This window comes from Salinimicrobium gaetbulicola, from assembly GCF_042676025.1.
Classification (GTDB): Bacteria; Bacteroidota; Bacteroidia; order Flavobacteriales; family Flavobacteriaceae; genus Salinimicrobium; species Salinimicrobium gaetbulicola.
The window spans coordinates 116,868-130,843 of sequence record NZ_JBHTJP010000002.1; the positions used below are offsets into that span (position 1 = coordinate 116,868).

Below are 13,976 nucleotides of genomic sequence, written 5' to 3' on the forward strand. Positions count from 1 at the left end.
AGAAATCATTTCAGAAAAGGGCATAAAAAAACCCCTTAAAAAAGGGGTTTTTACTTGTAGTTAGTTAATATCCAATTTTAGTAATTCCTACCTTGTCTATTACTTTAGCATTGTATGTTTTATAATCATAAAATTGATTTATTAAATAAATCTCTCTGGTTTTTTTATCAACCAAAGCGAAATTTTGGGTAAAAGCACCAAAATAAAGAATAGGGGTTGAAGATTTTGCATATTCTATATCCAGTGGGAAAAACTCAACTTTAGGTATTGAAGAGGAAGTTTGATTAATTTTAACAATATAGTAGAGGTTTTCTTTTCTAGCAAGAAAGACAATTTCATTATCATTGGTTTCGATAGTTTGAAAATTTAACTTACCAATAATGCTTGAATCTACAGAAAAGGACTTAAAATCCACAGGTTCAAAATTTTCATCCAATATTGTTAAATTAATTCTTGTGTCAGTTTCTTTTTTTTGTGTTGAAATACTACTATTTGAACCTGTTTCTGGAACTTCAATTTCCTCCGCAATTACTTTTCTAACAACATAAAAATCCCCTATTTTATCAATTCGGTCAAAGTCACTTAAGTAATCGTAATAATTTATTCTAGCATCATTTTTTATTTCAAAATATTTTTTAGATGAAATTAATTCTGTTGTACCCTCTTTATTCAGGTTGAATCTTTCGTAATTACTTTTAAACAACGATTCTATATGGTTATTAATGAATTTAAGTTGTCGATTGTCTTTCTCAAGCACCAAAATTGGGGTTATAACATTTTTATATTTTTTTTCTGTCCCATGATCTATTTTAGTATTAAAAACTATTTCACCGTTTGGATTAGTATAAATTATATCAAATCTGTTAACCGGGTATAGGTCTTTGTTCTTTTTACCTTTTTTGTCATAGCCAAAAACATTAATAATTCCTGTTAGTTCTAAGTCTTTATTATAAACAGCTTTATTGAATATCTTAAGTTTTCTGGGTGCGTCAAAATCAAATGAATTAATGGTTAAGTTGCCTTTTTCGTCAGCAATAACCTGTCTGTATTTTGATAAATCGTCTTCATTAACAAACCAGGCTAAATATGTTTTATCGAAAACCTGGTCACTATTCTGGATGAAATCATATCCTTTTAACCTATCATCATCAGAAAGCATAGCAATATCAGTTGTTTCAGTTTTACTTATATAACCTTTGCTATTGTCGTAAGTAAAAAATCCTCTTTTAGAGACTAGAGTTGGCTTTATGTTTTTTAATCCTAAAAATCCTTCTCCTCTTAATTCAATATAGGATAAGGTTAAAATATCTTCGTTGTATTTGGGAGCATATTTTAAAGGAACATTAATGTCTTGATAATGGTATTTTATTTCGCTCCCCGTTTCAAAGGGAAAGGAAACGTCAATCATTCCGGAACTTCTCTTGAAGTACACGCTTTTGTCATTGGGAACATCATCCACCTTGTGGAATAATAATTTTTTTGAGCTAACTGAGGATAAATCGTCGGCATTAATGATTTTTTCATGCACTACAGGTATAACTGTATTTTCAAACATATTATCGATACTTGCAGATGAGAGTAGTTTTCCAACTAATGACTTTTCATTGTGTTGCTCTTCGGCTTCGGTTATTTCTTTTTGATTAGTTATTATTTGACTTCCATTTATATGACTATAGGTATATAAATAGATCTCACTGTTATCATCATTAAAACTCCAATTCAAAAGGTGAGCTCCACCGTTATTTCCAATATATGGAATGTCTATCAATGTTGTATTCAGTACATTTTGAGCTGTAAGCATACAATAACTTAACATAAATACGGATAGTATTAATTTTTTCATATTATTTCTGATTAGTAATGTTTATGATAAATGGCTACAACTCCTTTTAACCCTCATTCAATTTCTCTCTATCCGGTTTTACATCGTGATAAAAACAAATTTCCGTAGGTTATTAAAGAGCTTTTTAATTCTTCTAAAAATATTAAATAAATCTTAAATTTTTGTTACGGGTTTCCGTAAATATCAATATAACATTGAAAAATCGAATTAAATTATCAATAATTTAATTTTAAATTTAATTAGTTACAGTATTTGAGTTAAAGAAATGTTAAGGTAAAACTAAAAGGGAGTGGGTTTTCGAAGGTTGATGTTCAGGAACTTCCGCAGAAAACATCTTATTACCGGACATAAAGATTTGAAAACATTGAATCAATATTATCAAGTGGATAATGAAGCAAAGAAAGGAGCCGTTGCAGAGACCTTTAAAATTAATTTTCAAACGGTAAAGAAAGCAGAGTAATCATGTGACATTTCTTATCCAGAGCTTTAGGCAATAGTTTTTAAGGGCTTTAAATTTTTTAAATATTTCTAGGTATAATTCAACATATTGTGCTGATCTCGAAAAAAATATTAACAAAATTATAAGATAATTTAATATTTATTTATAATTTCGTTGTACCCTACCTCCAAACTAACCTACTTAATGAAAATCTATCTCACCTCAGTTATCTGCGTGATATGCTGTTATGCAGCAAGTTATGGGCAAAAATCAATTCTTCATTTTAGTCCTGACAAATTCGATTCTAAATTGTTAACCTCCTACGGGAAATCTAAAAATGATCAATCTGCTGACACTTCCTCAGTTTCGCTGATAAATTATAATGAAGCCTTCCGTTTTGATGGAGAAGATGATTACATGGAATATAAAGATAAAATTAAAGACCTGTCAAATGTTACGGTATTCACCGTTTTCAGGTCAAAAAATGATTCTGTTAAGGAAGCCGAAATATGGGGTATGTACGGTGAAAACTCCGCATTAGGTTTAAGTACCAAAACAATCGTCAGTTCTAAAATGCAATCCGGTTATGAAGGAGTTAGTCCGGGAAGTGTGGTCTTGCATGTTTTTACCGAAACGAACCCTTCAAATAATAACAGTGGGAATACTAATTCCATCTTGAATGTAGGAGTAATAAAAAAGGCGCCTGCAAACAGATACTTTAAGGGAGATGTAGCAGAAATTATAGTGTTTGATAAAAGGTTAAAAGGTGTGAAACGCCAAATAGTGGAGAGTAAACTAGCCTTAAAGTACGGAGTTACTTTAAACCAGGGTGAAGACTATAAGTTATCTAAGAGAAGGATTGTATGGGATGCTGATGAGAATGAAGAGTTTTCCTATAATATTGCCGGTATAGGAAGGGATAATGGTGAGGACGTATATCAAAACCAGTCTACAAGTTCTAATGAACCGGGTTTGTTAGTTATTGGAGTTGATTCAATTGTTAAGTCCAATTCAGAAAATAACGGTAAAATAAAGAACCACCAGTTTTTGGTGTGGGGGGACAATAATGCTCCTTTAATAGAAAGTAAAGACAACAATCCGGAAGGAAAGGTTCCTATGCTGCAACGAAAGTGGTTGATGAAAGCCACGGGAAACAGATCTGATGAAATAAATACCCAGGTTGTACTGGACGCCAATAAGCTTTTTGGAGTTTTGGGAGCAAAAGAAGATTATTCGCTAATAATCGACCGAAGTGGTACCGGAAACTTTGAACATCAGGATTGCAGCTACATTTCACCCTCCGATTTATCTTCAGATGGAATCCTTAGGTTCAATAATATCTCATGGGATATTGACGGATCGGGTAAGGATGTATTTTCGTTTTCCTTAAGGAAAGACCTTGTAGCTTCCCTTTCCGGAGAGGCCTCCACTATTTGTAATGAAGAAGCCACGGTTCTAAACTATGACAGGGAAGGAGGAATACCGCCATATTCTTATACCTTATCCGATACCTCCGGTTTTTCCAAAAATTGGAAAAGCGACCAGGATAAAGAAATGGATTATTCCATTAAAGATATCCCGGCCGGAGACTATACCCTTACAATTACTGATTATACCGGAGCAATCTCGAAGGCAGATTTTACGGTAATGGAAGAGCCACTGGTTACAGTAGAACTTGGGGAAGACAAATTTATGGAGGAGGAGGTTTTGCTTATCGACCCTCAGATCTCTAATAAAGAAAAAGTGGTGAGTTTTGAATGGACCGGAGATAATGGTTTTTCAAACGACCGGGAATCGGTTAAAATCATTGAACCTGGAAGCTATACCCTAACTTTGACAACCGAAGCAGGATGCACCTGTTCCGATACCATTTTTATTAGCGACAAATTCGTTCAGGATTTTTCTTTATATCCGAACCCTGCCCCGGGAGGTGAATACAATATCTCTGTAAGCTTAACAGAAAGCTCCGATATCAATGTTAGAGTATACAATCTGCTGGGGGTGCTGGTTTATGAGTATAAGGCTGAAAATCAAAAACAGGTAAATATCGAAGCAGATGCGATAGGATCTTCCGGACTCTACACGGTAGTTCTTCAAACCTCGAAAGGACGAGTCTCCACGAAACTGCTTGTGAAATAAAATAAACACCCTACTCCCAAAATAACTACCCCAACCAATTACCTACTAAAATGAATAAAAAACTACTTAGTCTGTCTCTGTTCTTATTGATAAGCCTGGCATTTTTTGCCAGTTCTACTAAGAGTGAATTTATCCCTAAAAAAGATATAACCTCAAAAGAAGCTGCTCGTTATTATGGGGCAGAGTTAAAAGAAGGAATTATCGGTGTTGACAAGGATCACCCTATTGATAGTCCTTCAGATAATGTTTTCACTATAGTACTGGATGAAGCCCCGGCCGAAAATGATGAAGTATGGTTAACATATGAGTTATATGGGGTATGTGATCATACGGGTATTTCTAGAAGTATCAATGATCAATTGGCTGTGGGAGGACATTTTGTGACCCTGAATGATGGTTGGCAAAATCAAAGTGAACAACTAAAAGGCACATGGTTGAAAAAGGGTGAAAATATAATCAGATTTACCTTACCTGAAAATGCTGCCTACAGTTATCGCATTAAAAACCTGGGGATAAAAATCGAAAAAAGTGGTGAAGCTCAGAGGGATTTGGTGATTAATAGGTCACATCCTGAAGAATATTTGAATGGCTTCGGATATCTGAAAGGTTTTGTTGAAGGTAAAGGTAGTAATGAAGCAAGGATATATGTGGATGGGGTAGAGGTATCTTCTCAATTCTCTGAATTTGAATCTTTAGTTCAGAAACCTTCAGGTAAAGGATCCTGGGAATCTGAAGTTAAAGTTGTTTTTTCTGATGGCGAAGTGATTACCAAAAAGCTTTCATTTAAAAAGCCGGTTGAAGCTGATATCCAAAATTCTATCGCCGGTTATAAGCTGATAAAAATGGAGAAGAGCTATCTGCCTTCAGAAGCTTTTAATCTTGCCTTGCAGCAAGCCTCTATCAGTATTCCGTTGCAGGCCTTACCTGTAAAAGAACAAATATCCATTACCGCCTTAAGGGAGGTTGACATTCCAGCTCTTGAGGGAACTATGGTAAATGTAACAAAAACCCATAGTGGTTTCCGATTTCTTCCGCACGGGACAAAGTTTGACAAGGAAGCGACCATTGCACTGGAATATGACCTGGACAAGATCCCTGATGGGTATACGGTAGATGATATTAAAACCTATTATTTTGACGAGGAAGTAAAGAATTGGGTAGCTCTTAAAAAGGATAGTCTAAACCCTGAAAAGAACCAAATTCTTTCACAAACCACTCATTTTACTGATATGATCAATGGGATCATTAAAGTTCCCGAATCACCTGAAACAGCAGGCTTTGTGCCAACTTCCATGAGCGATATTAAAGCGGCCAATCCTGCCGCTGCCGTGAACACCATTAACCCTCCGAGCGCTAATAGCATGGGATCTGCGAATATGCAGTACCCCATCGAATTGCCGGCCGGCCGTCAGGGACTGCAACCTCAGTTGGCCGTTCAATACAACAGCGGTGGAGGCAATGACTGGCTGGGCTTAGGCTGGAATTTAGCTACTCCGTCAATTACTGTGGATACCCGTTGGGGAGTTCCTCGTTATCTTGAAGATGTGGAGACCGAAACCTACAGCATGAGCGGAGAGCAGCTGGCACCCATCGCTCACCGCGGAGAACCTGTTGCCAGATCCGCCGAAAAACAATTCTACCCCAGGGTAGAAGGGGGATTTAAGAAAATTATCCGACACGGCGATAAGCCTTACAATCACTGGTGGGAGGTAACCAGTAAATCGGGTACAAAATATTTCTATGGAGGGACTCCTGGCAAGGGTATAGTAGAAACCTCGGTATTAAAAGATACTGACGGAAATATAGCTCACTGGGCCCTGGTAGAAATCAGGGATCTGAATGACAATTTTGTAAGTTATCAGCATGTCAAGGTTCAGGATACCGGTTTGAAAGGTGGTACCGTGCCGGGTTATAATCTCTATGTAAGCAGAATAACGTATACCGGTCACGGAAGCGAGGAAGGAAAATACGAGGTGCTCTTTACCCGGGACAGGCAACTTGGCGAAGCCAAACGTGCCGACGTGAGCATTAACGCGCGTTATGGTTTTAAGCAGGTGACTGCCGATCTCTTACGGAAAATAGAGGTGCGCTATAACGGGAAAAATATACGAAGCTACGAACTTACCTACAGGCAGGGAGCCTTCTTTAAAACGCTGTTGGAAAAGATCACCCAATATGATGCCAAAGGAACTGAATTTAACAGCCACGAATTTGAGTATTACGATGATGTAAAGTCTGGTGAAGGTTATACGCCATATACTTCGGTAGAAACCTGGAATCCTCAAAGGGATGATGTGCGCGGGGAATTTATTAATCCCATACCTGGATTTAATGACGATGCTTCCACACTCAGTGGAACCAAATCAAGCAATGAAACAGTAGGCTTGGCTGTTACTGCCGGACTACCCGGAAAAGTGGGTAAACTTCTCACCATGGGAGCCAAATTAGGTTATACCCATTCCGAAAGTGAGGGGATGCTGGCTTTAGTCGATATCAATGGGGATAACCTTCCCGATAAAGTGTTTAAGCAAGGAAGTAAATTAGTATACCGAATGAATTTATCTGGTCCTAACGGTAAACCGGTCTTCGGAGAAGAATTGCCAATAACCGGAATAAGTGACTTTTCAAAATCGAAAACCGGCACCTTTAATAAAGGATTGGAGGCTCATCCCCCAGTTGGATTTATTGGGTATGATAATTCACAAACAGAGACCAAAGAAGAAGTTTATTTTTCAGATGTCAATGGTGACAGGCTGATCGATATAGTTTCTAAAGGGACGGTATATTTCAACCATTTGGATGAAGACGGCAGTCCCGTGTTTACCAGGAGCAGTAAGGATACCCCAAGCTATATTCTTGCGGAAGCCGGCATAGATACCAGTACTTTTCAAGTGGATCCGGATGAACTGGAAAAAAAGATAGATCAGTTTCCGCTTCATGATGTGGTCAGGGTATGGCAGGCTCCATATGACGGGACGATAGATGTCACCGGCCAGGTGAACCTGATGGCTCCTCTGAATCCTTCAGGTACGGCCGACGGGGTGCGGGTAGCCGTTCAGCATAATGGTACCGAATTATGGAATTCGACCATCGCAGCCGATGATCATACGTCAAAAACACCTACCGGACTCAGTTCCATCTCGATCAAAAAAGGCGAAAAAATATACTTCCGGGTACAATCTGTTTTTGACGGAACAAATGACGAGGTCTCCTGGAATCCTACAATTACTTATAGAAATCATACCGACTTAGAATCAGACGCCAATAATAGGCCGTTGTACCGGTTTAATGCCGAAGAAGATTACGTGGTTACTGCAAAGCAATATGTGGAGGCGCCAATTGACGGTTCAGTCAATTTTGAAGGTACATTTGTGAAACCCGTGACATCAGATGACCTGACAGTTAGGGTATTCAACCATTCTACCGGGGCTGCTGTCAAGGAACTGACATTTCCGGCGGCCGAAACAGTTAATGAGGAAATCAGTTTTTCTAAAGAGGTGGCAAAGGGAGATACCTTCATCTTTGAAGTACTTTCTGATTCCAATATCGACTGGCCAGTCATTCATTGGCAGCCAAGTATGTATTACACCTCCTCCTCCGATCCCGATTATCCGAAAGTGATCGGCGAGAAAGGAGCCCATCTAATTGAGTTTTCTCCTGTAGTTCATTATTCCATGTATGCTTCCGAATATCACAAAACTACTGTTTTTGAAGCTCAAAAGGAGGACACTCTTTCTATTACACCGCATTTTAAGGCGGACCAGAATTATTCCGGGAAGATCAATTTTTCAGTGAAGAAGGTCAATGAATTAGTAGGCAAGAATAAAATGACGGTAATTTACGGAGCAGTTTCCGATTCTGTGGTAAGTCCTGTTGTAGTTCCGGTAGCTGAAGGAGATCGTTTATTTGTAGAGTATCATACAGCCAGCATAGACCTGGCAAAATATAACCGGGATGCCCGTGCCATTATAGCCTACCAAAGTGGTGCCGAGTCTGATACCATTAGTGCCGGCCTTTATGCGGTGAATGAGAACCCTGATCTGGGACCTTTGTACAGAGGATGGGGACAGTTCGGGTACAACGGAAATCGTGAACGTGCTAACCAGCCTATAAATGAAAGTGAACTTCAAATCAATAAAGAGGAATTGGAAGGATTAGACCCGGAGGAAATTCAAAATCCGGATGACCTTAATGGTGGTTATGATCCCACCAAAGATAATTTCATCCCGTTTGTACCTTCTGCAGAGGATCAATGGCGTGGTTATGACAATCTCACCTATATAAAGGCTGCTTCCATGAGCGCTTCCAGATTGGGAGAGGACGATATTCGTCTGTTTTCACCTTTTAACGGGGATAATTCTCACAGTTATGGTGCTGTTGGAATTGTGAAATTCAGTAAAAGTGAAGTGAATAGTGTAGCACTGGGTGGTGGTGTTGGCCCGGCCAATGCAAGCGCCAGTAAAAGCTGGGGTTCTTCTGAAAGCATTTCTGATTTTATGGATATGAACGGGGACAGTTATCCTGATATAGTTACAGAGGATTACATTCAGTATACAACCCCTCGGGGAGGATTGGATAATGAAGCAAAATTGTATACTGCGGGTAATCACAGATCTGAATTTGAAGCTGAAGGATTTACCCTGGGCGGCTCTTATGTAAGAGCCAAAGGAAATAATACAGGGGACAGCCAGCAAGCCGAAGCCAGTACCAACACCGATGAAGCCGGTAAAGATGCGCAATCCTCCATTGGTATCAGTGCCAATTTTGCGGAGAACGACGATGAGGTCAAAAATTCCTGGATGGATGTCAACGGAGACGGATTACCCGATAAAGTGTACCAGGGAGGAGAAGTGGAACTCAACCTTGGATACAGCTTTGCTCCTAAAGAACAATGGGGTTACAGCCAGGTAGGTAGCGGATCGAGCGTGGATCAGGGCGGTGGTTTAGGAATAAACCTAAATAACGGAAGCTTTTCTGCAGGAATTTCCCTGTCGCGAACAGATAACAAGTCTGATGTTGCTTTACAGGATATTAACGGGGACGGATTAGTGGATATACTGCGTCGTGAGAAAACGAATTTGGTCAGTCCAGGTATTCTAAAGGTGAACCTTAATACAGGAAATGGCTTTGCAAGGGAAATAAACTGGCTGGGGGCGGAGGCCATAAATAAAGGGGTCTCCACCGGGGAATCAGTAAATGCGGCTTTTTCATATTGCTTTGTCATTCCGATTATTACGGTGAAAATGTGTGTTAATCCCAGTGCAGCTGCCGGTCAGGGAGTCAGCAGGTCCTGGCAACAGATCAGTGATATCGACGGTGACGGTTTCCCTGATGTGCTGAAGTCCAATAAGGCTGATGAACTGGTGGTGCAGCGATCTACTATTGGCCGTACTAACCTGTTAAAAGAAGTGAAGCGACCTTTGAGAGCTACGTTTACGGTAGATTACAAAAGGACCGGGAACACCTATGGGCAGCCCAGTGATCTTTGGGCTCTTTCAAAAGTTGAGGTTCATGACGGAGTGGAAGGCGACGGAGCCGATACCATGGCCAGCAGCTTCGAATATGAAGAAGGTTATTACGATCGGCACGAAAGGGATTTCTACGGATTTAAAACCGTGAAGAGCCACCAGCTGGATACCGAAAACGAGAATGAAGTATACAGAACCGTGGTGCAGGAATTCGATACCGGTAATTACTATGAAAAAGGCGTGCTGCTTCGGGAGGTCCTTCAGGATGCCGATGAAAACCTGTATACCGAAACCATTAATACTTATACCTTAAAAGACGTACAGACCGGTGCCGTATTGGATGATTCATATGCAAAAAATGACACGGGAATGGCCTTTCCGGCACTGACCGAAACGCTGAAGAATTTTTACGAGGGTAACAGTTCACCCGGGAAAAGTACCCGCACCGCTTTTGAATATGATGTATATGGGAATGTCACTTCCTATACCGATTACGGAGAACCCGATGATGACAGTGATGATATAGTTTCCAACATCAGCTATCACAGCTATCCGGGTAAACATTTGATAGGAGTACCCAAGCAAATTACGGTAAGCGGCGGGGGAGAAACCCTTCGGAAACGCGCCACCGATATCGATGCCGGTACCGGGAACATCATTCAGATAAGACAATACCTGGAGGACGGCAAAGCAGCTACCTTTGACATGGAATATGACATGTACGGAAATCTTACTAAGATCACCCGTCCCGAAAATGCCGAAGGAGACCGCATGTTCTTTGAATATACCTATGATCCCGAGGTGCATACCTATACTACCGGTATTACCGATGCCTATGGTTACAGTTCCTCTTCTGAGTATGATTACCGTTTTGGGCAGGTCTTGCAGACAACCGACCTGAACGAACAGCAGATGCGTTTTGAGATCGATGATCTGGGCCGTATCACTAAGGTAACCGGGCCAATGGAGCTTGCAATGGGAGTGCCTTATACCATTGTCTTCGAATACCATCCGGAGGCAGAGGTGCCCTGGGCCTCGACCAGGCATTACGACCCCGCGCATAAGGACAACGACCTGGAAACGGTTACCTTCATGGACGGCCTTAAACGAAGCCTGCAGGTAAAAAAGGACGGAGCTAAATTCACGGGGCCGTCAAGTGCAGATACTGAGATCATGATCGTCTCGGGCCGTACTGTCTTTGATGCCTTCGGCAGGACTGTAGAAAGCTATTACCCGGTAGAGGGGAAAAAGGGAGATGAAGGGTCTTTTATTGAAGGTGAAGATGATGTACCTCCTACGAAAACCACTTACGATGTGATGGACAGAACCCTGACCGTTACCCTGCCCGATAACGCAGTTACTAAAACGGAATACGGGTTTGGAACCGATCGTGACGGCAATACACAGTTCAGTACCAAGGTCACCGATGCCAACGGCATCTGGAAAGAGAGCTTTACCAATGTCCGGGGCCTTAATACCGCCGTATTGTCACAGTACAGTCAGGGCTCTGATATCTGGACCAGCTTCAGCTTTAATGCCATTAATGAATTAATAGAGGTGAAAGATGACCAGGATAACCTTACCAAATCAACTTACGACTGGTTGGGCCGCAGAACCGAAGTTGTGCAACCGAATGCCGGCACCACTACTTTTGAATATGACCTTTCCGGTAATATGACCAAAAAGGTAACGGCGAACCTGGCTGCCATCAAAAAAGCTATTACCTACGAGTATGATTATGGACGCCTTATCCATATCAAGTACCCCGAGAACCCGCAGAATAATGTAACCTACACCTATGGGGAGCCCGGGGCCAAGCATTACAGGGCGGGCCGCATGGTGCTGCAGGAAGACGCTACCGGCGCACAGGAATTCTTTTACAACCAGCTGGGGGCGGTGACAAAGAACATCCGCACCATAGTAGTGCCTGACGGGGAGATCCTTACTTTTTCAACCGAATGGGAATACGATACCTGGAACAGGATTACCAAAATGATCTATCCCGATAAAGAAACCCTGGAGTATAATTATAATTTGGGCGGACTCCTTCACAGCTTTGGCGGGAAAAAGCAGGGTACGGACTACAGCTATGTGAAGCAACTGGGGTACGACAAATTCGAACAACGGGTTTATCTGGGGTACGGAAACGGTACGGAAACCTTTTATGAGTACGAGCCGGACCGTCGTCGTTTAAAAAACCTTATTGCGGAGACTGCGAGCGACCGTAAGATGATGGACAATGTGTATACCTATGATAACGTGAACAACATCCTGCGGCTGCAGAACAAGGCGGAGATCCCTGAAAGCAATCTGATGGGCGGGCAGACCGATTATAATTACGAGTATGACGACTTGTACAGGTTGACCGGCGCGACCGGTAGTCACCTGGGCAGTGACCACGAGAACCGCTACAGCCTGAAGATGAGATACAACAGTGTTCACAGTATCGTGAAGAAAGAGCAGGTACACCGGTTCAAGGGCTATGACGAGACAGAGTGGAGCCCGAGAAACAAAACCACCTACACCTTTGATTACGAATATGGTGAATCCCAGCCACACGCGCCGGTGCACATAGGGGAACAAACCTATACCTATGATGCCAACGGGAACCAGACCGGCTGGACCCATGATACCAGCGGGCAGGAACGGGAGATCATCTGGGACGAGGAAAACCGCATCAAAGGAATTGCCGATAACGGTGAGATCAATAATTACGTGTATGATGCCGCGGGTGAACGCGTATTAAAAAGCCACGGCGGCGGTCAAAATGTACGGGTGAACGGTAAAAATGCCGGAGGGCAGGGAAGTATTGGTAATTATACCATCTATGTGAACCCGTATGTGGTGGTGCGCAACAGCATGATCACCAAGCATTTTTATATCGGATCGCAAAGGGTGACTACCAAGCTCGCCGAAAGCAGCGATGGTCTCTTACAGGAACTGGCGGGAGGTACTGATACCCGAAAGATCGATTACGCCAATAAGCAAAAACAGTCCAAGGCCAGTATCATAAAGCTGTATGCCGACCTTGGTCTTGATGTGACCGTCTTTGCCGGCAACAGTGGCCAGACCCCAAGCGGCTATGCCTGGGGATTGCTCAACGGACACAACCCCGGAGGCAAGCCTTCCGCGGGCTCCGGGCCTAATACCGGTTCCGGCGGGAATGGAAAGGATGTTGAGGCTTTTGTCTACTATTATCATCCCGACCATCTGGGCAGTTCTTCGTATATTACCGATGCCAATGGGGAAGTATCCCAGCACGTGGAATACTTCGCTTTTGGAGAGACCTTTCTCGAAGAGCACAGCAATACCGACCGTACTCCTTATTTGTTCAACGGCAAGGAGCTGGATGAGGAAACCGGGCTGTACTACTACGGTGCGAGATATTACGATGCCAGGACCAGCGTGTGGCAGAGTGTGGATCCTTTGGCCCAAAAATATCCCGATGTTTCACCGTATGCATATGTGGCTAATAATCCATTAAAATATATTGATCCTGATGGAAGAAAGCTAGTGTACGCAGAAGAAAATAGTGTCTTATTTAATTTAGGTATTAAGTTGAGAGTTTTTTTTCAAAGCGTTTTTGGTAATAAGGAGGTTAGGAGTACAATTAAATTTTTAAAGCAAACAGATAAGGAAATAATTATTTCGAACAAATCTGGAAGTATAGAGGGCTCCTCAACTAAACCCAAAGCATTAACGGATTATAAAGATGAGAATACTACAACACTTCCAAATGTACCTGATTTTCTTAATAGAAATGAAGATGAAATTACAGCATACTATGAAGCAATGTCGAATTATGAAAAAAACATGCCTAAGAATCACCAAACAAAAGGTGTAGGAGATGATTCCTATTTAAATTTGGATTTTAAATCGAATTTAAAAGAGGATAAAGATTATAAGAATAACAAGAATACCATCATGATGCATGAATTTTATCACGCTGAAAGAATTGCAAAGGGGTTAGTGACTGATAGGAAAACGGAAGAAATTAAAGCTAGTCAATTTGTTAATAAAAATATGAGAAATTCAAACAATAGAAGGGAAAATTATAATGATTGGAGTATTCCTAAAGAAAAATAAA

3 protein-coding genes are annotated in these 13,976 nt (G+C 41.3%); 2 read left to right on the forward strand and 1 reads right to left on the reverse strand.

The window, feature by feature from the left end:
* Positions 1–64: 64 nt before the first annotated feature.
* On the reverse strand, positions 65–1,843 hold the full coding sequence (locus ACFQ1G_RS00575; RefSeq protein ID WP_380736284.1) for a hypothetical protein: 1,779 nt from the start codon (positions 1,841–1,843) through the stop codon (positions 65–67).
* Between the two features lie 643 nt (positions 1,844–2,486).
* Here ACFQ1G_RS00575 and ACFQ1G_RS00580 point away from each other — a divergent pair.
* Complete coding sequence (locus ACFQ1G_RS00580) at positions 2,487–4,421, forward strand: T9SS type A sorting domain-containing protein (RefSeq protein ID WP_380736285.1); 1,935 nt, start codon at positions 2,487–2,489, stop codon at positions 4,419–4,421.
* A gap of 50 nt (positions 4,422–4,471) precedes the next feature.
* Positions 4,472–13,975, forward strand: coding sequence for a SpvB/TcaC N-terminal domain-containing protein (locus ACFQ1G_RS00585; RefSeq protein WP_380736286.1), 9,504 nt, complete (start codon positions 4,472–4,474; stop codon positions 13,973–13,975).
* Position 13,976: the final 1 nt, after the last annotated feature.

What these genes read in the sequence shown, in the direction of transcription:
- ACFQ1G_RS00575 (WP_380736284.1), bottom strand. Translation starts at nt 1,843, where the DNA reads ATGAAAAAATTAATACTATCCGTATTTATGTTAAGTTATTGTATGCTT.
- ACFQ1G_RS00580 (WP_380736285.1), top strand. Translation starts at nt 2,487, where the DNA reads ATGAAAATCTATCTCACCTCAGTTATCTGCGTGATATGCTGTTATGCA.
- ACFQ1G_RS00585 (WP_380736286.1), top strand. Translation starts at nt 4,472, where the DNA reads ATGAATAAAAAACTACTTAGTCTGTCTCTGTTCTTATTGATAAGCCTG.